At 68.7% G+C, this 21,924-nt stretch carries 19 protein-coding genes and 1 pseudogene; 13 read left to right on the plus strand and 7 right to left on the minus strand.

Annotated features, from left to right (window positions below; translation table 11 throughout):
• Positions 1-29 precede the first annotated feature (29 nt).
• The 10 genes from BJF87_RS22485 to BJF87_RS22530 all read left to right on the plus strand — a co-directional run bounded on the left by BJF87_RS22485 (position 30) and on the right by BJF87_RS22530 (position 12,195).
• Positions 30-995 (plus strand): glycosyltransferase family 1 protein, encoded by a 966-nt coding sequence (locus BJF87_RS22485; RefSeq protein WP_084813253.1) that lies wholly within the window; start codon positions 30-32, stop codon positions 993-995.
• The gene (locus BJF87_RS22490; protein ID WP_075863945.1) at positions 992-2,518 is read left to right on the plus strand and encodes an oligosaccharide flippase family protein; all 1,527 of its coding nucleotides are present in this window, start codon (positions 992-994) and stop codon (positions 2,516-2,518) included. Before BJF87_RS22485 ends, BJF87_RS22490 begins: the two co-directional genes overlap by 4 nt.
• The gene (locus BJF87_RS22495; RefSeq protein WP_075863946.1) at positions 2,515-3,609 is read left to right on the plus strand and encodes a glycosyltransferase family 4 protein; all 1,095 of its coding nucleotides are present in this window, start codon (positions 2,515-2,517) and stop codon (positions 3,607-3,609) included. Before BJF87_RS22490 ends, BJF87_RS22495 begins: the two co-directional genes overlap by 4 nt.
• Positions 3,610-3,662: 53 nt before the next feature.
• Positions 3,663-4,760: a cellulase family glycosylhydrolase gene (locus tag BJF87_RS22500; protein WP_075863947.1), complete on the plus strand. Its 1,098-nt coding sequence runs from the start codon at positions 3,663-3,665 to the stop codon at positions 4,758-4,760.
• Between the two features lie 112 nt (positions 4,761-4,872).
• On the plus strand, positions 4,873-6,318 hold the full coding sequence (locus tag BJF87_RS22505) for a hypothetical protein (protein ID WP_075863948.1): 1,446 nt from the start codon (positions 4,873-4,875) through the stop codon (positions 6,316-6,318).
• On the plus strand, positions 6,308-7,414 hold the full coding sequence (locus BJF87_RS22510) for a glycosyltransferase (protein WP_075863969.1): 1,107 nt from the start codon (positions 6,308-6,310) through the stop codon (positions 7,412-7,414). The genes BJF87_RS22505 and BJF87_RS22510 overlap by 11 nt, the downstream gene beginning before the upstream one ends.
• Entirely contained in the window at positions 7,401-8,666 is a 1,266-nt protein-coding gene (locus tag BJF87_RS22515) for a hypothetical protein (protein ID WP_075863949.1), read from the plus strand. Before BJF87_RS22510 ends, BJF87_RS22515 begins: the two co-directional genes overlap by 14 nt.
• Complete coding sequence (locus BJF87_RS22520) at positions 8,663-9,871, plus strand: lipase family protein (RefSeq protein ID WP_075863950.1); 1,209 nt, start codon at positions 8,663-8,665, stop codon at positions 9,869-9,871. The genes BJF87_RS22515 and BJF87_RS22520 overlap by 4 nt, the downstream gene beginning before the upstream one ends.
• 54 nt (positions 9,872-9,925) lie before the next feature.
• A complete protein-coding gene (locus BJF87_RS22525; protein ID WP_075863951.1) occupies positions 9,926-10,609 on the plus strand; it encodes a GAF domain-containing protein in 684 nt (227 codons plus the stop codon).
• A 104-nt stretch (positions 10,610-10,713) separates the two neighbouring features.
• The gene (locus BJF87_RS22530; protein ID WP_075863970.1) at positions 10,714-12,195 is read left to right on the plus strand and encodes a sugar transferase; all 1,482 of its coding nucleotides are present in this window, start codon (positions 10,714-10,716) and stop codon (positions 12,193-12,195) included.
• Between the two features lie 17 nt (positions 12,196-12,212).
• Here the strand turns inward: BJF87_RS22530 and BJF87_RS26205 are convergent, their stop codons facing one another.
• Positions 12,213-12,353 (minus strand): hypothetical protein, encoded by a 141-nt coding sequence (locus BJF87_RS26205; RefSeq protein WP_158037581.1) that lies wholly within the window; start codon positions 12,351-12,353, stop codon positions 12,213-12,215.
• A 330-nt stretch (positions 12,354-12,683) separates the two neighbouring features.
• On the opposite strand from BJF87_RS26205, the gene BJF87_RS22535 reads away from it, so the two are divergent.
• On the plus strand, positions 12,684-14,093 hold the full coding sequence (locus tag BJF87_RS22535; RefSeq protein ID WP_006360210.1) for an AIM24 family protein: 1,410 nt from the start codon (positions 12,684-12,686) through the stop codon (positions 14,091-14,093).
• Positions 14,094-14,123: 30 nt separating this feature from the next.
• Here the strand turns inward: BJF87_RS22535 and BJF87_RS22540 are convergent.
• Together BJF87_RS22540 and BJF87_RS22545 are read right to left on the minus strand one after the other, a co-directional pair.
• Positions 14,124-14,614, minus strand: a pseudogene (locus tag BJF87_RS22540) (hypothetical protein).
• A complete protein-coding gene (locus BJF87_RS22545; RefSeq protein WP_035754993.1) occupies positions 14,611-15,468 on the minus strand; it encodes a ParA family protein in 858 nt (285 codons plus the stop codon). Before BJF87_RS22545 ends, BJF87_RS22540 begins: the two are co-directional and overlap by 4 nt.
• A gap of 206 nt (positions 15,469-15,674) precedes the next feature.
• Between BJF87_RS22545 and BJF87_RS22550 the strand changes: the two genes are divergently transcribed.
• Both BJF87_RS22550 and BJF87_RS22555 read left to right on the plus strand, forming a co-directional pair.
• Positions 15,675-16,130, plus strand: coding sequence for an SRPBCC family protein (locus tag BJF87_RS22550; RefSeq protein ID WP_075863952.1), 456 nt, complete (start codon positions 15,675-15,677; stop codon positions 16,128-16,130).
• A 375-nt stretch (positions 16,131-16,505) separates the two neighbouring features.
• Positions 16,506-19,925, plus strand: a complete 3,420-nt coding sequence (locus BJF87_RS22555) for a hypothetical protein (RefSeq protein ID WP_075863953.1) — start codon at positions 16,506-16,508, stop codon at positions 19,923-19,925.
• A 349-nt stretch (positions 19,926-20,274) separates the two neighbouring features.
• On the opposite strand, the gene BJF87_RS22565 is transcribed toward BJF87_RS22555, so the two are convergent.
• From BJF87_RS22565 to rplN, 4 genes are read right to left on the minus strand one after another with little or no spacing between them, the layout of a single operon-like run.
• A complete protein-coding gene (locus BJF87_RS22565) occupies positions 20,275-20,460 on the minus strand; it encodes a type Z 30S ribosomal protein S14 (RefSeq protein WP_005197641.1) in 186 nt (61 codons plus the stop codon).
• Position 20,461: 1 nt separating this feature from the next.
• Positions 20,462-21,064 (minus strand): 50S ribosomal protein L5, encoded by a 603-nt coding sequence (rplE, locus tag BJF87_RS22570; protein ID WP_035754990.1) that lies wholly within the window; start codon positions 21,062-21,064, stop codon positions 20,462-20,464.
• Between the two features lies 1 nt (position 21,065).
• A complete protein-coding gene (gene rplX, locus BJF87_RS22575; protein WP_005197643.1) occupies positions 21,066-21,383 on the minus strand; it encodes a 50S ribosomal protein L24 in 318 nt (105 codons plus the stop codon).
• A 2-nt stretch (positions 21,384-21,385) separates the two neighbouring features.
• On the minus strand, positions 21,386-21,754 hold the full coding sequence (gene rplN / locus BJF87_RS22580; RefSeq protein ID WP_005197644.1) for a 50S ribosomal protein L14: 369 nt from the start codon (positions 21,752-21,754) through the stop codon (positions 21,386-21,388).
• Positions 21,755-21,924: the final 170 nt, after the last annotated feature.

Here is a 21,924-nt window from a genome sequence, read left to right on the forward strand (position 1 = left end):
TGCTGCCTGCCCAACTCGGTGACACCCCGCTGGCCGCGGTCGTCCAAGAGGACGCCACCGGCGAGTTGCCCGCGTCGATCACCCCGTTGCGCCGGCCGGTGACCGATGGCGTCCGACGCGCGATCCACGGTGTGCTGCCGACCCGGCGCGGTGGGGTGTTCCACGGATTGGACGTCGACCTTCCCGTCGCGGGGCCGACGACGACCATGGCGACGGTGCACGATCTGTCGGTGTTGGACATGCCGTCGGCGTCGAGCCGCTTCCGCGCGGCGGGCGAATCCGTTCTGGTCCGCACCACGTTGCGGCGGGCCGACGTCCTGATCGCGGTCTCCGAGTTCACCGCCGAACGCATCCACGACGTCTGCGGGCGTGACGCCCATGTCACCGAACTCGCGCCCGCGGACTGGGCGCGCCCGCCCGCGGCCGCGGACATCGACCGGGTCCGCACCAAATATGAACTGCCCGAACGCTTCATCCTGCAGATCGGCACCGTCGAACCGCGGAAGAACGTGGCCCTGGTCGCGGCCGCCGCCCGCCGGCTCGACATCGCCTGCGTTCTGGGAGGCGCCGGGTCGACCGGTCCCGACGCCCCGTCGTCGGCGATCGGTCTCGGCTACGTCGACGCCGAAGACCTCCCCGGGCTCTACGCCGCAGCCACCGTGACCGCCTATGCGTCGTTCTACGAGGGCTACGGACTACCGCCGGTGGAGGCGATGGCATGTGGCGGCGCCGTCGTCGCGAGCGCCGTCGGTGCACTTCCCCAGGTCGTCGGCGACGGTGCCGTGCTCGTCGGACGACATGACGAGGACGACTGGGTCCGTGCTCTGGAACCCCTCGTCCGGGACCCCGAGACCCGACGCGCGCTGGTGGAAGCAGGCACCCGGGTCGGGGCATCGCTGAGCTGGGACACCACCGCACGTCGCACGGTCGAGGCGTATCGCGCGGCCGGCCTCGATCTGCCCGCCCCGGCCCCGCCGTCGGGAGCGTCACCGTGAGCCCGGACGTCACCGGGCCGCTGCCCTCCGATCTCGAGGTCGAGCGGTTGGCGATGACCCCACCCGAACCCGATCTCCACCCGGCATCGGACACGCGGGCGGCGACACGCGCCACCGCGGCGATGCTGCTGAGCCGCATCGTGATCGCCGGCCTCGGGTGGGCGGGCAGCGTCATCATCGCGCGCACGCTGTCCCCGGAGGACTGGGGCAGCTACTCGTTCGTGTTCGCGCTCCTCGGACTGACCGCGATCTTCACCGACCTCGGGGTGGGCCGGGCCGTGATGGCCCGTCTCATCTCCGACGACGCCGAGGACGTCGCCCGGACCTCGTCGGCGTTCATCGCGTTGCGGCTCCTCCTCGGGCTCGTCGGATACGTGCTCGCCGTCCTCTACGTGGTGGTACTGCAGTACCCGGGCGAGGTCATCCGGGCGACTGCGATCGCCGGACTCGTCGTCGTGTTCGCCACTCCCGGACAGGCATTGACGGTCATCTTCCAGAGCCGCCATCGCCTGGTGCTCACCGCGATCGCCGAGAGCCTGGGCCAGGTCCTGCAACTCGCGATCACCATCGCGGCCGCGTTTGCCGCACCGTGGCTGCTGGTGTTCGTCCTCGCGCCCGTCGCCAACGAGGTCTTCGCGCTGATCGTCAAGGTCGTCGGGATCGCACGCCGCTCGTCGGGACTGCGGCCGTCCCGGGTGATCGAATGGTCGCGGTGGAAGCCGATGCTCACCGATGCCCTCCCCCTGGCGATCGGGTTCGCCCTGACCATCGCGCTGCAGAAGATCGACGTCCTGTTGCTGAGCCTGCTCGACTCGCTCGACGCGGTGGGCATCTACAGCATCGGCTACAAGTTCTCCGACATCATGGACACGCTGATCCTCGCCGCCGTCGGCCCGATCAGCACTCTGCTGGTCGCGGCCTGGCCGCACCGCCCCGGCGAGTTCCGCGAGCGCTGCCGAACCGCCGCGGTCGCCTTCGGTGCGGCCGGTGCCGTTGCGGTGGCGGCGTTCTGGCCGAGTGCCGAGGCGATCATCGAACTGCTCTACGGTCGCCGCTTCGTCGAGGGCGCCGACGCCGCGCGGTTCCTGGTGCTGGGCGCGGCGATCATGTCCTTCGTGGTGCTGGGGATCTTCGTCCTCGCCTCCACCGGATTCGCCAAACGCTATCCGTGGATCGCGGTCGCCGGGCTCGCGCTGAACGTGGTCCTCAATGTGGTGCTGATCCCGCGCTACTCCTACACCGGTGCGGCGATCACGTCCGTCATCACCTTCGGCGTGTGCGCCGTGGCGTTGTGGGTGGTCGTCGCCCGGACACTGCCGGTCACCGAACCACTCCCGGTCGGTTCGCTCATCACGTTGGCGATCCTCACTGCCGCAGTGTGTGCCGGCGGCGTGTGGGCCGCCGATCACGTGCCCTGGCCCGTGGTGTCCGTGCTGGCCGCACTGATCGTCGCCGCGCCCGGTGTGGCACTGCTCAAGCGGGTTGGTTCACCGCCCGGCCGTCACGCGAAGGTGGTCCGATGACCGAGATACGTTCGAACACCGACACTCTCGTGTTCGTCGCCCACACCGGCCAGGTGTCCGGGGCAGAGAGGGTCATGCTCGACCTGATCGGGGTCGCCCGCGACCGCGGACGGCGCGTGACGGTCGTCTGTCCCGACGGTCCTCTTGTCGGTCGCCTCCCGGCAGACGTAGAGCATGTGTCGATCCCACCTCTCGGGCTCAGCGGTGAACGCGGCCTCCACCGCCTGGTGGGTGCATCTCGTCTCCTCCTCGACTGGCTCCGAGCCGGCCGAGTCCTGCGACGCCGCACCCGAGGCCACGCCACGATCGTCGTCAACTCGCTGTTCGCCCTGCCCTCGGCCCGGCTGGCGCGGCCGTCCGGCGGGGTGTCGTGGCTGGTCCACGACACCCTCTCCTCCGGACGTCAGCGTGCTGTCGTGCGCGTCAGCGCCCCGGTGATCCGGCGTGCGGTGGCGGTCTCGGAGGCGACGGCGCGACCCCTGACCGATCTCGGTCTGCCGACCGTCGTCGCGCACAACGGCGTCGTATGGCCGGTGCCCGCACTGGCAACGGAACTGCACGATCCGCCCGTCGCCGGAATCCTCGCGCTGCTCACCCCGTGGAAGGGCCATGCCGTGCTCCTCGAGGCCGTCGCCGCTCTGCCGGGCGTCGAACTCGAGTTCGCCGGTGACTCCTTTCCCGGCGACGCCGACCACGTCGCATCCCTCCACGAGCGGGCCTCACGACCCGATCTGGCCGGGCGCGTACGGTTCCTCGGTCACACCGATCCCCGGACCGCACTCACCCGCTGGGACGTCGTCGTCTCGGCGAGCATCACACCGGAGGCCGGGCCCCTGTCGGTGCTCGAGGCGATGGCCTTTGGCAAACCGGTGATCGGCACCGATCACGGCGGCACCACCGAGTTCCTGCGCGGCGGCGCGGGAATCCTCGTCCCGCCGTCCGATCCGGTCGCGCTGGCCGACGCGATCACCCGGGTGCTCGCCGACCCGGACCTCCGCGAATCTCTTGCCCGAGAAGCTCGGTGCCGAATAGGCACCGAACACGACAAATCCGTCACATTGCCCCTTATGCTCGACGAGTTGTCGTCCTGATGGGGGCAGGAAACCGATGGCGAGCTCTGCACTCTTCCCTAGATAGGTTGCCCATGAACCGCTCCCTGGCCCGACGCCGGAACACCACCCGTTCCCTCCTGGCGTGCGCCTGCATCGTCGTCGCCACCCTCGCGAGCCTCGTCTGGGCGCGCAGCGACGCCCATTCCGCACCGGCGTCGTGCGCGTTGTCGAACGGCGACCACAAGGTCGCGACGTCACCCGGGGCATCGCTGCTCGCGGCCTCCGACGCCGACCTGAACCGCGAACTGTCGGTCGCCAAGGAACTGGACATGTGGGCGGTGCGCCTCGACGTCGACTGGTCGGTGGTCGAACCGGTACGCGGTCAGCGCAATTGGGCCCCCATCGACCGGGTCGTAAACGCGATCGTCGCTCACGGCATGTGCCCGGTGGGCCTGGCCACCTACACGCCGCTGTGGGCCGCGCGCCCCCTCGACTTCCCGCGCAACAGCCACTACCGGCCCGCCGACCCCAATGTCTTCGCCTCCTTCGCCGCGGCCGCCGCGCAACGGTACTCGCAGTCGATCTCGGTGTGGGAGATCTGGAACGAGCCCAACCTCGCCCACTATTGGCTGCCCCGGTCCAACGCCTCCGAGTATGGCCGGCTCCTCGCCGCGTCGTACACCGCCATCAAGCGCGCGGTTCCCGGTGCGGCGGTGATCTCCGGCGGACTCGCCCCAGGCACCGACAACGGACGCGACATCGCGCCGCTGACCTTTGTACGCAGCCTCTACCAGGGCGGATTCAACAGCTCACTCGATGCTTTGAGCGTGCATCCCTACACCTACCCGGCACTCCCCAACGACCCGGCCGCAGCGGCTTGGAGCACCGCGGCACGCATGTGGGACATGCGCGACGTGATGGTCGCGGCGGGCGACGGCAACAAGAAGATCTGGATGACCGAGTTCGGCGCACCCACCGGGACCGGGACGAACTCGGTGTCCGAGGCAGTTCAGGCGCAGAGCATCCAGATCGCGATCGGCGCCCAGAACGACGCGCCATGGCTGGGACCGCTCTTCGTGTACTCGTTGCGGGACGCGGGTACCGATCCGAACAACCTGGAGCACAACTTCGGAGTCGTCCGCCGCGACTGGTCTCCGAAGCAGGCGTACACGTTTCTGGAGTCTCGGTAGGCGGGCACCTCACGACCCCGCCGATCGTTAGCTAAGGTGAACTGACTTCGCCGGGCGCAGGATCATCCGGGGGACGAACAGCCGGGGGGCACCAACACCACAGGAGAGATGTGTGACCTCCAGTCTGGATTCCAGACGTCGCGACGCACCCCCGTCGGTCGACCTTCTCGGCCACTTCCGCGACCTCGCCCGTGTCGCCGTCCCCGCGATCCTCATCGGTCTGTTCATCGGAGTGTGCGTCTTCGGGCTGCGTACCGTGCTGGTCTCGAAGGAGTATTCGGCAACCGTCGTCGCCGAGATCACCCCGGCGAGCGACATCATCCCCGGCGACGCCTACATCGAGCAGATGCGGGCGCCGTTCATCGCCCTGTCGACCGACGAGAACGTCCTCCGCCAGGTGCTGACCCAGGTGGAAACCGACTGGGACACCGCCGAACTCCGCGAGCACGTCACGACCGGGCCGGGCACGACGCCGTCGTTGTTGCTGTTCACGGCGACCGCGCCGTCATCCGAACAGGCCGAGGAGGTCGCCCGGGCGATGGTGTCCGCGATCTCGTCGGCCGCGGTGTCCAACCACGCCCGCGACATCAGCCGGGCGGTCGACGAGATGCGCGCCCAGATCACCGCCGAACGGGCACGCAACCAGGCGCTGCCCGACCGCGGCGACTCCAAGGCGGAGTCCAATGCCATGCTCGCGGATCTCAACTCACAGCTGACCCGCCTGCAGAACTCGTCGACCGACAACCTCACGATCCTCGCCGCACCGCCGGCCGGTGAAACGCCGGTGACCCCGAACCCGACGCAAGAAGGTGCGGTCGCCGCGATCGTGGCCGCCATCCTGGCCGCGGAGATCCTCGTGCTCGTAAGGGGACGCATCGGCCGTGAACCGAACCCCATCTGGGCCCGGCGGATCGCCCACAAGTACGGGGCACATCTCTCCTACGACGAGGGGCCCGAGCCCGGCCTGCCCGCGACGCTCTTGCCGGCGCTCACCCAGCGGCACCGCCGAGCCCAGGTCGCACTGATCCTGACCGGCGACCAGATCGATCCGGACCGTCTCCTGCACGGACTGGCCCCGCCCACCGACAACGGCTCGGGTCAGCCGATACAGATCGAGCGCCTCCCCCTCACCGAAGCCTGGTGGAACCGCGTCGACACCTCCGACCTCGCCCTCGCCGTCGTGGCCATCTCCTCCGGCAGCACCGACTGCGCTCTCGCCGAGCAAACACTGGCGCAGCTCGCCGAGGTCGGCGTCACCCGGCACCTCGTCGTCCGGGCTGCCGCGGCGCACGGCAGAACGACCCGGATCCCGACGCACGACTCGCCGGAAGGGTACTTCGGTGTCCCCGGTGAGCGCGGTCCGGCCAACGGCATCCGCGATCCGTTCCCGAGTGGTGACGTCCCGACCACCGCCGAGGTGCCCGGACACCTGACCCGCACACCCGCACACAGTCGCGCCGACCGAACACCGTTCGACCCCGAACGTTTCCGGGTCTCGCCGCTCGACGCTTCCCCGCTCGACACCTCGCCACGGAATGCGCGCCACCATGCCCGGTGACCACATCGCCGTCGTGCACGAGCGGCTCACCGAGATAGCGGGTTCGGAGCACGTCGTCGAACAGCTGGCGGCGACGTGGCCGAAAGTCGAGGTGCACGCACCGATCGCCCGGGCGGAGGGCATCCCGGCCGGTCTCGCCGACCCACCGATCACCACCCCACTCAACCGCGGCTACCGCCTACTCGGCGAACGCAGCTACGCGCCGCTGCTGCCGCTGATGCCGTGGGCTTTTCGTCGCATGCCGCTTCGCGACGCGTCTGCGGTCGTGGTGAGCCATCACGCATTCGCGACGCAGGCGGTGCTCGCCACCGAGGCCCCGGTCATCGCCTATGTGCACAGCCCCGCCCGATGGGCATGGGATCCGTCTCTCCGCGCAGGCGAGGGCGGTGGGGCGGCCGGGGCGGCGATCCTGTCGGCGCTGTCGGTCGTGGCGCGCCGGTGCGAGGTCGACGCCGCACCCCGGCTCCACACCGTGGTGGCCAACTCGTCGGCCGTCGCGGCGCGCATCCGCGAACACTGGGACCGTGATGCGATGGTCGTGCACCCACCCGTTGATCTCGACGGGTTCACCCCCGACCCCGCCGTGCCACGCGAGGACTTCTACCTGCTCGCCGGGCGTCTGGTGCCGTACAAGCGACCCGACCTCGCGATCGCGGCCGCGGCGCGCGCCGACGTCCGCCTCGTGGTCGTCGGCGACGGCCGGGCGATGCAGCAATGCCGCGAACTGGCCGGACCGAAGACCACCTTCCTCGGTCGCGTCTCGAACGACACCCTGCTCAACCTGCACCGAAGTGCGCGCGCCGTGTTGATGCCGGGGATCGAGGACTTCGGGATCGTGCCGGTCGAGGCCATGGCCACCGGGACACCGGTCATCGCCCTCGGTGAGGGAGGCGCCCTCGACACCGTCGTGCCCGGATCGACCGGACAGCTCATCGAACCGGGGACCGATGACGAGGTCGTCGAGCGACTCGCCGGTTCGCTGCGCGACTTCCGGGTCGACGATTACGACCGCACCGAGATCCGTTCGTGGGCCGAACGTTTCCGTCGCGAGCGGTTCCGCGAGCAGATGCGGGAGGTCGTCGGTGCGGCGATCTGACGCAACTCGCGCGACCATCCTCGACCGCGCCCTCGCCGCCTCCCGGTCGATCTCGGTGACCGGGCCGCTGACACCGCTCGACGCCGATCGGGTCCGCGCGCGCCTCGCTCCCGCCATGACCCCGACCTCGCGCCTCACCGTCGTTCCCGACCCGTCATCGGCACGCTGGATCCACGACGTGACGCCACGACCTGTGGTCGAGCGCCCCGACCTCGCCGACCTCTCCCCCGGCGAGATCCTGACGCGTCTGCGCGCACGCACGGGACCGGCGGGCACCGTCGAGTACCTGCTGGGCGGCCGCTGGTTGATCCTCGACCAGAGCCACGGGATCGGCGACGGCCGGTCGAGTCTCGAACAGATCGCCGGATTGGCCGGCCGCGACGGCTCGGCGATGGCGCCGAACCTGGAACGGTCTCTGCCCGCGGGTTCCGCCTGGCACGCCGCATACCGTCAGCTGCTGCGCCACCCGGCACGCCTGCGCGAGGTCGCGCGGCTGCGGACGGCCAACGCCCCCGATGCGTCCGAGGGTCCGCGCCGCGAACTCTCCGGGTGGCGTTCGACGCGACGCGTCGTGGCCACCTCGATGTCCGCCGACCGCGTCGGCGCGCTGCGTGATGCGGTCGCGGCCGGCGGGATGAAGGTGTCCTCGGCCGCTGTCACCGTCGCCCTCTGGCGTGCCGCAGTTGCCGCCGAGGAGGTCCGCGTCGACCCGCGCACCCAGGTGCTGTTCGACTGCCGACGCTACCTCGATCCCGCGCACGCGAACGATCACGGCAACCTCGCCGTCGGTATCCCCCTTCGTTTCCCGGATTCGGCGACACCGGTCGAGATCGGCGACCGAATCCGCGAGGTCACCCGATCGGGGTGGCCGGTCGCGATCCTCGGCGCGGGCGAACTCCGCGGCCTCCTCCGCCCACAGGCAGGCGGGCCGTCGACGGGTCCCGACATCGCGGCCGTACCGGATCGTCTCCGTCTGTCGGTCAGCGACATGGGGCGGATCGGGGTGTTCGGCGACGTCGAGTGGGACCCGCAGGCGTCCTCCCATCACCTCTATGCCTCTCTCGAACCCGACGGCCCCGACGCGGCAACGACTTTCGTCAGCGACGTCGACGGCACCCGGTCCTTCACCACCACGTTCTACGAGGCATTCGTCGACCGCGCCGTCATCGAGGCCGCACATCGGACACTGTGCGACGACCCGGTGGCACTGTTCCGGCGGGTGATGAACCCGACCACGAGAACCCGGTCATGAGGCGCCCGGGACGGCGACCGCGGACGGAACGACCCAGACACCCGGCGGTCACGTCGACCCTGCTGTTCCTCACGGGACTGATCGTCGTCACCTCGGCAGCGTGTTCGTCGCCCGATCCCGCCGACTCGTCGCGGGTCCCGGCCCCCGGTGACGTCGTCGGCACCGCCACCGAGACCAGCGAGTACCCGGCCCTGGGCAAGCTCGCCGAGCGGTCGCTGCGTTTCCGCTATCTCTCCGAGGATCCCGCGACAGACGACGTCGTCCCGGTGTCGGCGGCGGCCTTCGTGCCGCGGGGAACGGCCCCGGCCGGCGGGTGGCCGGTCATCGCGGTGGGCCACCCGACCACCGGCATCTCCACCGAATGCGCGCCGTCGTTCTACCGCAACCTGCTCGGCACCGTCGACCTCGTCGCCAACCTCCTCGAACTGGGTTTCGTGGTGGTACAGACCGACTATCGGGGTCTCGGCACCCCGGGTTCCCACGCGTATCTCGAGCCGACCGCCGCCGCTCGCAACATCATCGACTCGGTGCGGGCCGTGCGCTCGCTGGTTCCCGACGCCACGGACGAGTGGTGGGGTTTCGGCGTCTCTCAGGGCGGTCACGCCGTGTTCCGGGCCAACGAGATCGCCGGCACCTACGGCAACGGCCTCGAGCTGAAAGGAACCATCAGCATGAGTCCTGCACTCGACATCCGTCCGATCGCGGATGCGATGGCGGCCGGCACCCTCACCCCGAACCAGATCGCCTTCCTCCCGCTCATCCTGACCGGCCTCGGGACCGTTCACCCGGAGCTCGACATCGACGACTATCTCCGCGGCCCCATCCGTGACACGCTCGGAACCTTCCTCGAATGCAGCGACACCGCGATCGTGCAGAAACAGGACGTCGTCAAGCGCACGACACCGGCCGACTACCGCCCCATCGACGACGCCGCGACCGATCGCCTCCGCGGGTGGCTGGGCGAGGCGAGCCTGCCGCAGGGCCGGGCAAGCGCCCCCATGATGGTCGTCTACAGCTCCGCCGACACGGTGATCCTGCCGTCCTGGACCGAGCGTGCGGTCGAGCAGGCATGCGGGGAAGGTGATCTAATCACGACCGTGGTCGTCGACGGGCAGTCGCACGGCATCCTCGACGTCGGGTCGTCAACAGCCGACTGGGTCGAGGCCGTGTCGGAAGGACGTTCGGTCCGTGACAGTTGTCGATGATCTTCACGCGCCGTCGGGGGAGTTACGGCGCGGACAGCGAAGTGGAGAAGTGTCATGAGTTCTACCCCTGACGGCGAGTTCGAGGGCAACGCACCGGAGACGACGGGGCAGGGAACCCCGGGACTGCCGGAACCCGACGAGGAGATGTCGGCGCAACGGCTGTCGGCGATCCTGAGCACACCCGGCGACTCGGCACTCATCGCACTGCTCGAGGCCATCCGCGGCACCGACCCGGGCACGGCCGCCGCGCTGCACGAGTTGCTGTCCGATCCGGACCGGGTGCGTGCGATCGACGAGAGCGGTCTGCTCGACGAGAAGTCGCATCCCGCGGTCGACCAGGCGATCAGCCTCACCATCGATGCGCTGGGGGTGTCCTGCGCAGCGCTGAACGTGATCACCGCGGACGGCCAGACGCATGCCTCGATCGCCTGGAGTTCCGGCGAGACCAGCACCCAGCACGCGCGGCCGCTGACGAACTCGTTGTGCGTCTACCCGGTGGTGAGCGGTTCGACGCTGGTCATCGATGACATCGCCGATCATCCAATGCTTTCCGACCACCCGACCGCCTGCTCCGGCGAAGTGGCGTCGTACCTGGGAATTCCCGTACGCGACGATGCCGACCACGTGATCGGTGTCTTCTGCGCCTGGGACACCGAACCGCACCACTGGTCCTCGACGGACATCGCACTCATGTCGGATCTGTCGATCCTCGTGCGCGAAGCCGTCTTCGGGAGCTGAGGCAGCGTGAGTCGCTGCTCGTCGGCGGGCCGACTCGCGAGTATTTGTTAGCCACCTTTACAATCCAGGAGACCCGGGGGGCCGTTCATCTGGATGGAGTGAACTTGGCGACCCGCACCCCCGAGGTCGAGATCACGCGCACGAGGTCGCGATCGCCGAACCGACCGGACTCACGGCGTTCCCTTGGTGATCTCATCCGCGACGATCCGCTGAGCACGATTGTCACCATCTCGATCGACCTCGTGTCTGCCACCGTGGCTACCGGAGTGGCGATCCTCTGGATCGTCAACCGTCAGCCCGCGTATCCCCCGCTGTGGACCATCGGCCTGTATCCGTTGATACTCGTGGGGATCTTCGGATTCCGGAAGACCTACCGCCGCGGGCTCAACCGCCGATTCCTCGACGAGTTCGGCAAGGTGATGACCGGTTGTACAGTCGCCGCGATGATCCTGCTGTGTTGGATGCTGTTGTCGGGACTCGACGACCGTCCGGGAGCCGCAGTCACCAAACTCTGGGTGTCCGCACTGTTCTGGGTTCCGTTCGGACGCCTCATCCGGGACCTCACCCAGCGGGGTCTGCGTCGGCACGGCCATCTCATGGCTCCCACGCTGATCATCGGCGACGGCCCGGTCACCGAGCAGGTGGTGGGACGGATGGTCGTGAACCCAGAGCACGGGCTGAAGCCGGTCGGGGTCCTCGCGGCCGGCGCACCCGCACGTGATCGCGACGAGCGGGTATCCGAGATCCCTCATCTCGGCGGTGTCGACGACCTCGACGACGCGATCCGTGCGACCGGTGCCGAAATCCTCGTCGTGGCCTTCGCGGTCACCAACGTCGAACGTCTGACTGCGTCGGTGCGCATCGCGCACCGGCACGGCGTCAAGGTGTGGATCGTCCCGCGCATGTTCGACGTCGTTGGCCGCCGCAGCCGCGTCGATCACATCGGCGGCCTGCCTCTGATGTCCGTCCCCCACACCAATCCGCGCGGTTGGCAGTTCCGGGTGAAGCACATCGGCGACCGCGTGATCGCCGCGCTCCTCCTGACCGCGATCGCGCCGTTGTTCCTGACCCTCATGCTGCTGGTCCGGCTGAGCTCGCCGGGACCGATCTTCTTCGCCCAGCCCCGCGTCGGACGCGATGGCCGCGTATTCGACTGCCTCAAGTTCCGGTCGATGCGCCCCGAGGACCCGGAGGCGGAGAAGTTCCGGCCCGTGGCCGGAAGCGCCCCCGGCGGCGTCGAGGGGGTGGACCGCCGCACCTGGATCGGCAAGATCATGCGGTCGACGTCGATGGACGAACTGCCCCAGCTGCTCAACGTGTTCCGCGGCGAGATGAGTCTCGTCGGTCCCCGACCCGAGCGCCCCGAGTACGTGTCACTGTTCGAGGTCCAGATCCGCCGCTACGGTGAGCGGCACCGCGTCAAGGCCGGCGTGACCGGCTGGGCGCAGGTCCACGGCCTCCGTGGCCAGACCTCGATCGCCGACCGCGCCGAATGGGACAACTACTACATCGAGAACTGGTCCCTCTGGCTCGACGTGAAGATCCTTTTGCTGACGGTGCTGGCAGTGCTCAAGCGGGCGGAGTGATCGTCGCCCGCTGACCGTCAGAGGGTCGGCCGCCGGGTGTCGTACGCCTCGCGGTCCCTCACCCTCCGGCGGCCGTCACCGGCGACGACGAGAACCGTGCCGAGGATGATCGCGGGCAGGACGAGGCCGCACGCGATCGCCAGAAGTACCGTGGCCATGGCGGCCTCCTCACCGTCGTTCGCCACAGACGCGAATAGCGCTGCGGCAGCGTTGAATCGCCACGGAACTCCGTCGTGGACGTCTTGTTGCTGAACATGGTGAGGTGTCACCGCACCTCGGCGCCACTGATTTTCCGCGGCGTCGAGATCACCGAACCTCCGTCGATCACCGGGTGCGGAAAAGGTGCTGCGCGTGAGTCCGCTTCACGTTGTCCTCGCCGTGAGAGCGCCCGCCGACCGAGGACGAGGTGGTCGAGTTGCCCCGCGCGACTGCCTGACGAGAGTTCAGTCGGTATACAAGCAACTGCCGCGCGGGTCCGCCTTGGCACAATGGACAACGTGCTCACGCTGTCCGCCGGAGAGAACCGTCCGTTGCCGTCGTCGGCCGTGACGGTGTCGGTGCGTTCGGCATCGCCGGTCAACACCTCGGCGATCCTGCTCACCGATGCCGGTCGCGTCCGGTCCGACGCCGATCTGATCTTCTACAACCAGCCCACCGGCCCGGGTGTCGGCTATCGCTCGTCGGGTGCGGTCGACATCGTCACCGTCGACACCGCAGCCCTACCCCGCGACATCACGACGGTCGTCGTCGCCGCGAGCCTGGACGGCACCGGCCCGTCCACCTTCGCGACCGCCGGCGCACTGACCGCGACCCTGAGCGGCGGCGGCGAGGAACTCGGCTTCACGCCGACGGGTCTCACCAGCGAGGCCGCCGTGGTCTGCCTCGAGATCTACCGCCGCAACGATACCTGGAAAGTTCGTGCCGTCGGCCAGGGTTACGACGCAGGGCTCGCCGGTCTGGTGTCCGCGTTCGGCATCGACGTCGAGGACGATCCGGCACCGCCGCCGCCTCCCGGTCAGCCACCGCGGGTAACCGATCCGCAGCCGTGGCCGCCGACGAATCAGCCGGTCCCACAACCACAATCACCGCCTCCGGCCGCACCGCCGCCGGCCACCCCGCCCCACCCTCCGGTCACGACCCAACCCTCGGGAGTCCCCATGCACAGCGATCTGTTCGCCCCGTCCCACGCCGAGGTCAGCGGCCAGGGAATCCAGAAGCAGGGCAGCAAGATGTGCCGCGTCGGCCTCTCGGGTGAGGTCATGGCCCGCACCGGTTCGATGGTCGCCTACCAGGGTGATCTCCACTTCGAAGCACTCGGGTCCGGCGGTCTGGGCCGGATGATGCGTCAGGCGATGACCGGCGAGGGCGTCCCCCTGATGAAGGTCACCGGTCGCGGCGACCTGTTCCTCGCCAACGCCGCGTCCGACGTCCATCTGATCGACCTCGACGGCACCGACGGCCTCACCATCAACGGCGCCAATGTCCTCGCCTTCGACTCGACCCTTCGCTACGACATCCAGCGCGTCCAGGGCGCGGGCGCGATGAGCAACGCGGGCCTGTACAACTGCGTGTTCACCGGCCGCGGACGTATCGCCATCACCACCGACGGCACACCGGTGGTCCTCAACGTCGACGCCGCGACCTACGCCGACCCGCAGGCCGCGGTCGCCTGGTCGTCGAGCCTGCGCACCTCGGTGAAGTCCAACGATTCGTTCAACCTCGGCACCCTGATGGGACGCAGCACCGGCGAACGCTTCACCCTCGCGTTCTCCGGCCAGGGCTTCGTCGTCGTGCAGCCGTCGGAGTTGCCGCCGGGCGGGTTCATCGGCGGCACCGGCGGTGGTGGGGCCGCGGGCTCGGGCGCCGGCGGGGTACTGGGCGGCATCCTGGGCCGCTGAGCCCGGCGATCGCCTACCGGCGTACGCCGACTACCGGAAGACGCTCCCCTTGTTCTCGGACGCTTCGACGCGCTCGACGATCCACGAGACGAGCACCTCGGGCTTGCGCTTACGGCTCGTCTCTTTGCGGGTGTCGAGCTCCTGCTCGGCGATGATGTCCCGGAGCTGGTCGAGGGTCAGCTCGCCGAGTCGCGCCGACAGTTCCTGGCCACCGCCCTCGCGGTAGACGACGAACGGATCGAACGCGCCCGGTTGACGTGTCACCCGCTTCTTCGGCGCCGCCGCCCGCTTCCGCGGCGCCGCCACGGGAGCGCCGTCGAGCGCGATGTCGACCGGACGAAGCGCGTCGACCACTCCGGTGAGCGCGGAAGCGAAACGCGAGGACCGCTCGGCCTCGGCGATGATCACGGTGACCAGCCCCGCGATCAGCTGTGCGGCCTGTGGATTCTTCGCGTCCAATTGCGCGAGCGCACCGCCGACGGCTGGTACTCCATGCGCCGGCGGGTGTCGTCGGAACTCATCGGATCTTCTCCTGCGCCTCGGTCATCACGTCCATGGTCAGGCCACGGAACTGGTCGAACTGTCCTTGATTGCCGTATTTGACCCGAAGCGTCCCGTACGACGTGAACTCCGCAGCTGCGGCAACGGAATTCGCCTCGTTGATGTAACTGGGCAGCACATGTTGAATGGTGGGGTCACGGCGCAGGCGCATCGCTGTCGACCGGTGCACGGCCGAGTTCGCCTTGTACTTCGTGATCACCACACCGAGCTCGACGATGGTCCGGCCGATCTCGTGGCCGATCTTCCGCACCCGGGTCTGGATCTGTGGGATTCCGTACGTGGACAACACATCCGGGATGGTGGGAATGATGTAGGCGTCCGCGGCGGCCAGGCCGTTCAGGGTGATGGGCCCGATGTTGGGCGGGCAGTCGATCAGCACATAGTCGTAGAAGTCGAGGACCGGTTCGATCGCCTCGCGGAGGAAGCCGGTGCCACCGTTGGGCACCCGCCCCTCGACGCGCAGCGCACTCAGGTCCTCCTGGACCTCGATGAGGTCCAGCGACGACGCGAGGAGGTCCACGGAGTTCACCTTCTTCACCGGTGAGACACCCCGCTCGACGGCCTCGTCGAGCCGGAAGTACCGGGTGCCCTTGACCGCATCGGAGAACAGTGTGGCGAGCGTCCGACCGTTGGTGTTCAGCTCGAGCCAGCGCTCCTCGCTGATCATCATGGTGGTCAGATTGATCTGTGAGTCGAGGTCGATGAGCAGCACCCGCTGACCGAACTCCGCCGACATGTATTCGGCCAGCCCCGCGGTCACCGTGGTCTTGCCGACCCCGCCCTTCAAGCTGATCGTCGCGATCACTTTGGCCATCGAAGAATCTCCGCCTTCCCTGCGGTCATGCGTCGGCAGTAGGCAGGGAAACGGGTCGTCCCATCGCACTGATCAGCCGCCCCGGCGTGAGAGCTTAACACCCCCTCCCGTGGCGAAATGCGCACCATATCCGCTCTCTCGCGTCGGAATCCCGGGGCGTGGGTAACGTCGATGCCACACACCGCCACCACCGCAGGAGTTCGACGATGCCCGAAGCCTCCGCCTCCGTCGTGATCAAGCTGCCGGCCGACACGGTCTGGGAGTACTGCCTGGTCCCGGAACACGTCGCGGCGCTCACGCCGGGCGTCGTCGGCATCGCGTCGGTGTCGGAGGGCCCCACTCGCGTCGGCACCACGTGGAAGGGCCAGATGAGGGCTCTGGGACGCACGGTCGAATGGGTCGGCGAGTTCACCCGCGTCGACCCTGCGCAGGGGACCGAGTTCACCTCCACCGAGTCGCCGTTCGGGTTCACCATCTCCGCGACATTCGACGACGCCCGCGACGGGGTACGTGTCACCTACCGCGTCCACAACGACGGCGTCGGGGGCGGGGCGGTCGGCAGGGTCGCCGACGCATTGGCCATCCGCGCCTTCCAGCGGTCGCTCGCGGCGAGCGCCCGCAGGCTGCCGCGCCTCGTCGACGAGTGGGCGGCACGGCGCTGAACCACTGGACCCCCGCCGGGAGGGCACGACACGACTGTCGTCCGGTCGGACGGTTTTCACCTCGCACGAATGACCGAGGTGAATCCGGACGACGGATCATCTCGCCGCCGACGACCCGAACCCGGGGGCCGGACCGGCACCGGAAGCGCTGCACAACAGCACAACCCGGATGTCACCCGTTCTGGGGCCCTCGAGGGTCCGTGCGACCGTCGATCACCCGCTGGAATCCGGCCGGATGAATCGTCCGACGAAGTGTTAGTGATCGCGACCACCAACGGCTACCGTCAGAGGCATCGACTGTGTCCGCGGTGGTGATGTCCTCACCCGTCGTCGTTCGCGGTCAATGTGCTGCTTCGTATCGAAGGTCCTCCGAAGATGACCATGACCACTGCGCGACCCCGCCGAGTCCGGGCGCTCGCGGTTGCAGCTGCCGTGGGACTGGCCCTCTACTGGGGAGGCCAAGCCCCCGCGACAGCCGAACCGAGCCCCTTCGGCGTCGGATCACACAGCGTCGACGCCCCGGGTTCCGGCGGCGACTCGGGCGGTGGTGACTCCAGCGGGGGTGACTCCGGCGGCAGCGGCAGTGGCTCGGGCGGTGGAGACTCCGGCGGCAGCGATTCCAGCGGAAGCGGTAGCGGCTCCGGCGGCAGCGGTAGCGGGTCGGGCGGCAGCGGTTCCGGCGGCAGCGACTCGGGGTCGGGCAGCACCAGGTCCGGCGATGGTGATTCCGGGGATGGCGGGCCCGCATCCGGAACCGATACCGGTACGATCCCGGATTCCGACCCCGGCGATCCCACGGGCGAACCTTCGGGCCCCACCGCGGAGAACGACATCCTCCCGGTGTACCCCGATCCGACCATCCAGAGCGAGGGATCATCAGCGGGCGAGGCGGCTGTGCCGCCGGCCGCCGTGGAGACCGAGCCCGCCCCGGAGTCCTCCTCCGACTCCACCCCGAACCGCACCTCCCTCGATGTCGACATCTCCAAGAAACCCGTTCCGGCCCAGCCCGACGGGCCCGACCGCACCGGTGCCGACACCACGCCACCGCCCGCAGCCGACGGCCCGCGGCCCGGGGACACCGCCCTCGCCGCTCGAGCCGTCGACGTCACCCGATCCCAGTTCGGCCGGAACGTGTCGCCATCCGGTGATCCGCCTCCCTGGGCTCCCCTCCTCAAGACCTCCACCCCGCCGGTCGCCGTGGCCCCGCAGCCGGCCAGGACCGGCGCCATCGGGATCCTCACATTCCTGGGGATCAACATCCTCGGCGGCGGAAGCACCGGCGCGGCCAGCCCGGCGCCGTGGACGCTCCTGTGGTGGATACGGCGTTTCGGCACCCAGGGACCGGTGGCATCCACCGAATCCCCTGCCACCCCTTACACATTCGGACTGGTGAGCGATCCGGACCAGTTCCTGACCGCGGCCGACGGTCCGGACACGACCGGTCCCGTCCCGCAGTTCGCTCTCGTCGGCGGCCTCGTCTTCGGTTCCGCACTCCTCAGCCGCAAGCGCATCTCGGCGGCGGTGACGATCACTGCGGACGGTCCGACATCAACGATCCCGGTGCCGGACCGAACACATGCCGAACCGGTTCTCACACCGGCCCCGACCGGCATCCTGCACGGCTCGTTGAGATTCACCGATCCGGACGGGAACCCGATCCCGACGACGCTGCACGGCGTCACGCCCACCGGCGACCGCACCTTCCGCACCGCAAGCGGCAGCATGTTCAGCTACGACGCACCGACCGGCGCCTACACCTACACGCCCGCCCTGCAGGCGCGCATCGCGGCCAGCGCGCCGGGAGCCCCGGAATCGGTACGATTCGACTCCGTCATGATCACCGCCGACAACGGCCGCGGGGGTACGACTCCGATCACGGTCGCCCTGCCCATCACGAGCCCGTACTCGCTCGGGCAGGTGACCGTGCCGGGTTGCCAGATCGACGAGGTCGTCGTCGGGCACGAGGACGTCGCCTTCGTGACCACCCAGCGCGGGGACGGGTGCACACAGGTCTCCGTGGTCCGACCGAAGACCATGACGGTGACGTCGGTCCCCATCGCGGGTTCTCCCACCGAGCCCGACCGCGGCGTCGTCCTCGGCCCCGACGGTCGGGCCCATCAGCTCACCGAGCTCACGGAATTCTCCGACGGCACCATCCGGACATCGGTTCGGATCACCCGGATCGATCCGACCGGGGCCGCGTCGACCACGGACCCGATCCTCGGCCTACCCGCGGATCACCTCGGGTTCGACGAGGCGGGCGTCGGCTATCTGCTGACCACCTGGCCCGACGACCACGGCCGGACGTACACCTATCTCACCGCTCTGGGCCTCGACGGCATCGCGTCGACTCTGTCTCGCGTTCCCGGCGCCGACAGCCGGCTCATCCTGCCCCCGTCGGGGAAGGTGTTCGTCTCGACGTCGGACGCCGACGGAACCCGTCTCCACGAAGCCGGCCCCGGTGGACTGTCACTCGTCGGGCAGGTGTTCGACGGTGAGGGCGGCGACATCTGGGCCCGGCGCGGCGACTCGCTGTACTTCGTTCGTCATCACGGCGATCCGGGCGCGCCGGTCGCCACGCTCGCGATTCGCGCCGCCGACGGTTCACTGAACACCGTCGATGGGATACCCGGCCGGGTGGCCTCTGTGGTCCCCACCGAATCCGCCGTCTACGTGGTCTCCCGGTCACCCGATTCGGTCCATGTCACCGCGGCGCACTCCGGTGGGCGCAGATGGTCCGTGGTCCTTCCCGGCACCAGCGACTCCGACGCCGTCGCCGGACCCGACGACCATCTCTACCTCCCGCTGGCGAATACCCTCACCGGGGAGAACACCGTCGTCGGGATCTCGCCGAACGGTGAATCCAGGGTGATGACCGCGGGCATCGGGCAGGCATGGGTCCGGGCCGACGAGAGCGGCACCGTCTTCCTCACGGCGACGACCCTCACGCCGGACGGCGAGGACATCACCACCGTGACGGTCATCTGCGGAGACGGCACGACGGGCGATACGCGCGTCGACGGGACCCCCGTCTCGGTTCACTTCGACCGACACGGCGCCGCCCATCTTCCGATGCTCACCACCGACCCGGCGAGTGGGGACCCACTGATCTCCCTCGCCGTCGTACACCCCGACTCCGCGACCGCGGTGTCCGCGCCCGTCGTCGGCGAACCGGCCGGCCCCCCGGCGATCGCACACGACGGCCGCACATACCTGCCGCTCACCCGCTTCTGTCCCGAAACCCGTTGGCCGAAGACGACTCTGGTGGTCTTCCACCCCGACGGCCCGGCCGTCGAGGCCGGTGAGTTCTACGGCCACTCGACGCACGGGCCCGTCCTCACGCTCGACGACGACGTCATCCTGCTCACCGGCGATGCCGGCGCCACGACGATCCGCCCGCTTCAGATGGCGAACGGCGGCGGGCGCCACGCCGCCGATCCCGCCGCGGCCATGGTGTTCGACGTCACCCCGACCATTGACGACGTCGACCCGGATACCGGCACCGTGTCGGGGTCGGTGGCCGACGCGGCCTGCGCTTCCTGCGCCCTGAGCTACCTGACCACGGACACCCAGGTGGCGCTCAATTCCGGCAGTGGCACATTCGTTTTCACGCCGACGGAGGACCAACGACGAGCGACGCCGGGGCCGACCACCCACGATTTCGCCGTTCTCGTCTCCGATGAACACGGCTCGTCGACGGTGATCTCGGTGAGCATCCCGCTCATGCCGGTCGACTCCCTTGAAACGACCGGAGAGACTGCGCGCCAACAGTCCACACCGGAACGGGCGACCTAGAGCACGCGTCCATTCAGGTTCAATCATGCTCTAAGCGAGCGCATCCGTCCTCATCGAGCAACCCGTCGAAACCGCCTGGGAGTACTCCACCGCCCCAGAGAACATCTGCCGCATATCTTCCCGGCACCGTGGAGATCACCCCGCTCTCCGACGATCCGGTCGCGGTCGGCGCACAGTGGAAAGGCAAGAAGCGTCCTCGGCCGCACGGTGGACTGGCGAGGAGAGTTCACCCGCGTCGACACCTACAAGGACACGGAGTTCCAGACCATCGATGACCCATCGACGCCAAACGGCCCCACCTCCGCGAAGAGGTGGGGCCGTTCGTCAAAGCGTCAGCCTCGGGTGAAAGTCACCAGCTGGACTTCTGCACGCCCGGGAGCTCGCCCGCGTGCGCCATCTCGCGCAGGCAGATTCGGCACAGGCCGAACTTGCGGAACACCGAGTGCGGACGACCGCACTTGTTGCATCGGGTGTAGCCCCGCACGGCGAACTTGGGCTTCTTGTTGGCCTTGTTGACCAGAGCCTTCTTTGCCATGTCAGTTGTCCTTAACGTTGTTGTCCTTGAACGGGAAGCCCAGGGCACGCAGCAGCGCGCGGCCTTCCTCGTCCGTGCGGGCAGACGTCACGACGGTGATGTCCATACCCCGCGGGCGGTCGATGTTGTCGATGTTGATCTCGTGGAACATCGACTGCTCGTTCAGACCGAACGTGTAGTTGCCGTTGCCGTCGAACTGCTGGTCCGACAGACCGCGGAAGTCGCGGATACGCGGGAGTGCGATGGACACGAGGCGGTCCAGGAACTCCCACATGCGGTCGCCGCGCAGGGTCGCGCGGGCGCCGATCGGCATACCCTCACGCAGCTTGAACTGCGCGATGGACTTGCGAGCGCGGCGGATCTCCGGACGCTGACCGGTGATCTTGGCCAGGTCCTCGACAGCGCCGTTGATCAGCTTCGCGTCACGGGCGGCGTCGCCGACGCCCATGTTCACGACGACCTTCACGACGCCGGGGATCAGCATCACATTGGGGTACTCGAACTGCTCGTTCAGCTGGCCCTTGATCTCCTCGCGGTAGCGAGTCTTCAGGCGCGGCTGGATCTTGGTCCCGGCGGAGCCGTTCTCGATTTCGGTAGAGGTCATGTCAGATGTCCTTCCCGCTCTTGCGCGAGATCCGGACCTTCTTGCCGGTCTCTTCGTCGACGCGGTAGCCGACGCGGGTCGGGTTGCCGTCGGAATCGACGACCATCACGTTCGAGACGTGGATCGAGGCTTCCTGGGTCACGATGCCGCCGGAGGAGGCACCGCGCTCGTTGGCCGACGCGGCGGTGTGCTTCTTGATTCGGTTGACGCCCTCGACGAGGACACGCTGGGTCTTCGGGAAGGCCTGGATGACCTTGCCCTTCGCGCCCTTGTCCTTGCCCGAGATGACGATCACGGTGTCACCCTTGTGAACCTTCATGCTCAGATCACCTCCGGTGCCAGCGACACGATCTTCATGAACTTCTTCTCACGCAGCTCGCGGCCGACCGGGCCGAAGATGCGGGTACCGCGGGGGTCGCTCTCACCCTTGAGGATGACGGCGGCGTTCTCGTCGAAGCGGATGTAGCTGCCATCCGGACGACGGCGCTCCTTGGTGGTGCGCACGATGACGGCCTTGACGACCTCACCCTTTTTGACGTTGCCGCCGGGGATGGCGTCCTTGACAGTGGCGACGATGACGTCACCAATGCCGGCGTAGCGCCGCGAGGAACCGCCGAGCACGCGGATGCACAAGATTTCCTTGGCACCGGTGTTGTCGGCGACCCGCAGGCGAGATTCCTGCTGAATCACTCGTTAGTCTCCTTGACCTGGCTTCTTATGTACGGCGGATTTCCGACCCGACGCACACGGTCCGTTGCCACCGAACACACGCCTGCCTGGGGTTTCCTCCAGGCTGTGACACCTGGACGCTTCGCCCAGTGGGTTCGTGAGCCGATTCGCGACACAGCAGTGCCGCAGGC

The sequence above is a fragment of the Gordonia sp. CNJ-863 genome (genome assembly GCF_001942325.1).
Taxonomy (GTDB): Bacteria; Actinomycetota; Actinomycetes; order Mycobacteriales; family Mycobacteriaceae; genus Gordonia; species Gordonia alkanivorans.

Coding starts and splice junctions, on each gene's coding strand:
- BJF87_RS22555 (WP_075863953.1), top strand. CDS start 16,506: ATGACCATGACCACTGCGCGACCCCGCCGAGTCCGGGCGCTCGCGGTT.
- BJF87_RS22535 (WP_006360210.1), top strand. CDS start 12,684: ATGGACAACGTGCTCACGCTGTCCGCCGGAGAGAACCGTCCGTTGCCG.
- BJF87_RS22520 (WP_075863950.1), top strand. CDS start 8,663: ATGAGGCGCCCGGGACGGCGACCGCGGACGGAACGACCCAGACACCCG.
- BJF87_RS22500 (WP_075863947.1), top strand. CDS start 3,663: ATGAACCGCTCCCTGGCCCGACGCCGGAACACCACCCGTTCCCTCCTG.
- BJF87_RS26205 (WP_158037581.1), bottom strand. CDS start 12,353: ATGGCCACGGTACTTCTGGCGATCGCGTGCGGCCTCGTCCTGCCCGCG.
- BJF87_RS22495 (WP_075863946.1), top strand. CDS start 2,515: ATGACCGAGATACGTTCGAACACCGACACTCTCGTGTTCGTCGCCCAC.
- rplE (WP_035754990.1), bottom strand. CDS start 21,064: ATGACCTCTACCGAAATCGAGAACGGCTCCGCCGGGACCAAGATCCAG.
- BJF87_RS22565 (WP_005197641.1), bottom strand. CDS start 20,460: ATGGCAAAGAAGGCTCTGGTCAACAAGGCCAACAAGAAGCCCAAGTTC.
- BJF87_RS22525 (WP_075863951.1), top strand. CDS start 9,926: ATGAGTTCTACCCCTGACGGCGAGTTCGAGGGCAACGCACCGGAGACG.
- BJF87_RS22545 (WP_035754993.1), bottom strand. CDS start 15,468: ATGGCCAAAGTGATCGCGACGATCAGCTTGAAGGGCGGGGTCGGCAAG.
- BJF87_RS22550 (WP_075863952.1), top strand. CDS start 15,675: ATGCCCGAAGCCTCCGCCTCCGTCGTGATCAAGCTGCCGGCCGACACG.
- BJF87_RS22510 (WP_075863969.1), top strand. CDS start 6,308: ATGCCCGGTGACCACATCGCCGTCGTGCACGAGCGGCTCACCGAGATA.
- rplX (WP_005197643.1), bottom strand. CDS start 21,383: ATGAAGGTTCACAAGGGTGACACCGTGATCGTCATCTCGGGCAAGGAC.